Annotated in this window: 3 protein-coding genes; 2 read left to right on the forward strand and 1 reads right to left on the reverse strand. The window is 64.4% G+C overall.

The genetic code is table 11. The features are described 5' to 3' along the window. Positions 1–237, reverse strand: a 237-nt coding sequence (locus PHQ87_RS14610; RefSeq protein ID WP_300235901.1) for a hypothetical protein, incomplete at its 3' end; no start/stop codon positions are given. Between the two features lie 4 nt (positions 238–241). Between PHQ87_RS14610 and PHQ87_RS14615 the strand changes: the two genes are divergently transcribed. Both PHQ87_RS14615 and PHQ87_RS14620 read left to right on the forward strand, forming a co-directional pair. Then, positions 242–1,225 carry a LysR substrate-binding domain-containing protein gene (locus tag PHQ87_RS14615; RefSeq protein WP_300235904.1) on the forward strand — a complete coding sequence of 328 codons (984 nt, stop codon included), beginning with the start codon at positions 242–244 and terminating at the stop codon, positions 1,223–1,225. 127 nt (positions 1,226–1,352) lie between these two features. Next, complete coding sequence (locus PHQ87_RS14620; RefSeq protein WP_300235907.1) at positions 1,353–2,264, forward strand: bifunctional GNAT family N-acetyltransferase/nucleoside diphosphate kinase regulator; 912 nt, start codon at positions 1,353–1,355, stop codon at positions 2,262–2,264. Positions 2,265–2,409 lie beyond the last annotated feature (145 nt).

Consider the following 2,409-nt stretch of genomic DNA (forward strand, 5'->3'; position numbering starts at 1 on the left):
GCGCTTGGGGCCGTAGCTGCCCTGGAAGCGGTACTGCCGCCGGGTCTGCCAGTGGGCGAGGTTGCCTTTCTCGATCCAGTCGTACAGCGTCGCAAAGCTGCGGTGCATCGCCGACTTCACGTCTTCCTCCGTGATCAGCGCCTGTGCGACGGCCAGCGACACGGCCGGGTCTTCCGCCACCTTGTCGCCCCGGCCGGACAGGCGGTTGCGCGAGATTTCGACGAACTGGTCCACCATGCCCTTGAGCGCCCCGACCGGCACCACGCTCGACGTGGCACGCCTGTGCTACTGTTTTCCCATGATCGAACACCCCAAACCCCTCCTCCCGCTCACGGTCAACAGAAAGCGGTTGCCGTCCATGGGGGCCATGACCGCCTTCGAGGCCGCGGCACGGCTGGGCAGTTTCACGGAGGCCGCCAAGGAGCTCCACCTGACCCAGGGAGCGGTCAGCCGGCAGGTCAAGGCCCTGGAGGACCAGATCCAGGTGCAACTGTTCAAGCGCACCGCGCAGCGCATCGAACTCACCGACATCGGGCGCTCCATCGCCGTTCAGGTGCGCAGCATCCTCGATCAGTTCCTCGTGGCCATGGAGCAGGCTTCGACCAGCGAGCCCACGGCGCTGGTGCTGGGCGTGCTGCCGGCCCTGGCCAGCCGCTGGCTGATCCCCAGGCTGTCCTCGTTCACCGACGAGCACCCGAACATCGCCATCCAGCTCACGCGCCCGAGCATGGATTTCGCGACCACACAGACGCCCTGCGACGCCATATTGATGGTCGATTCGGAGATCCAGCCCGAGATGATCTCGCACAAGATCGGCAGCGAGAATTTCATCGCGGTCGGCTCCCCCCAGTGGATCGCCGACCACCATGTGCGCACGGCACGGGACCTGGCCGACAAACGCCTGCTGGTCGAGGCGGCACGGCCGGAGATCTGGAACAAGTGGTTCGTCGTCAATGGCATGCCGCAGCACGTGCACACGAGCTACATGCGCTTCGACTATTTCGACATGGTGATTGCCGCCGCCCTCAACCACCTGGGCATCGCGCTGGTCCCGCGTTTGCTCGTGGAGTCCGACATCGCCGCGGGGCGCCTGCAGCCGCTGGACAGCCAGCCGCTGTCCGTGGGCACCTCCTATGTGCTGAGCTACCCGCCACACAAGGCGCAGTTTCCGCCGCTGTTCGTCTTTCGCAACTGGCTGCTCAGCGGCCTGCCCGAGCCAGCCTGACGCGGTCACCATGACCCCGACGCCAGCACCGTTGCCGGGGTCGTCCTAAAATCGACCCGTCCGCCGAAAGAACCGTCATGGCCACAGCCGTGGAGGGCTTTCATTCTTGTAACCAAGCGTGGTAAAGATGAACAAGCCTTTCATTTCCCTGTGCCCCGAGATCACCCGGTCAGACGCCCTGATCCTCATGGACTGGCTGGAAGACGAGCATGTCACCCGCTACCTGAGCGATTCACGCCACGTCTCCCGCTTTATCGAGCAGGTCGTCCAGCGCGTCCAGTTGCCCCTCCTGACCCATCTGTTCAACCAGGGCGGCCGCTTCTTCATGGCCTACGACCGGGACGACGTGCCCGTGGGTTTCGTGCGCCTGGTCAAAAAGGGTCCGGACTGCGAAATGGTTCTGGTCATCGGCAACCGCGACAACTGGGGCCGCAAGCTCGGCACCAGCACCATCCGCGAAGGCATGAAGCTCGCCTTCTTCGACATGCGGGCCGAGAAGCTGATCGCCAAGATCCACGCCGAGAACAGGCGCTCGCTCAAGGCCTTCGAGCACTGCGGCTTCGTGCTGGAGAAGCAGACGCCGGCCCTGAAGTCCCTGGGCATGACGGCCGAGCGCTACCTGCGGCTCCTGCGCGAAAACCCTGCCGATCACGTCACCGACATCCACATCAATGAAATCGACAAGGCCCGGCTCAAGAGCCTGCTCGCCTTCGAACACCCCTCATCCGTGTACGAGCTCGAGCACGAGATCGAGCGGGCCATCGTCGTCGATCCGCACCAGGTGGCGCAGGATGTCGTCACGATGAACACCCGCGCGCTGGTGCAACTGGACGACGACGAAATGGAGGTGTCCCTGGTCTATCCGGAGGACGCGGATGACCGCGCCGGCAAGCTCTCGGTCTTCTCCGACATCGGCACCGCCATCCTGGGCTACCGGGAGGGTGACAGCTTCCATTGGCGCACGATGCACCGGACCCGCCGTATCCGGATCGGGAAGGTGCTGTACCAGCCCGAGGCCGCGGGCGACTTTCACCTGTAAGGCCGCACGCCGCGCCACGCCGCGCATGCGTGAAGCCCGCCCCGAACTGCGCTATATTGATTTCTGTAGCACACCATCCGAGAGCAGAGGCACGCATGTCGATCACATCCTTTCTGAAATCCACCCTGACGGCGCTGGCGCTCGT

Origin of the sequence: Hydrogenophaga sp. (genome assembly GCF_028698005.1) — a bacterium.
Classification (GTDB): Bacteria; Pseudomonadota; Gammaproteobacteria; order Burkholderiales; family Burkholderiaceae_C; genus Hydrogenophaga.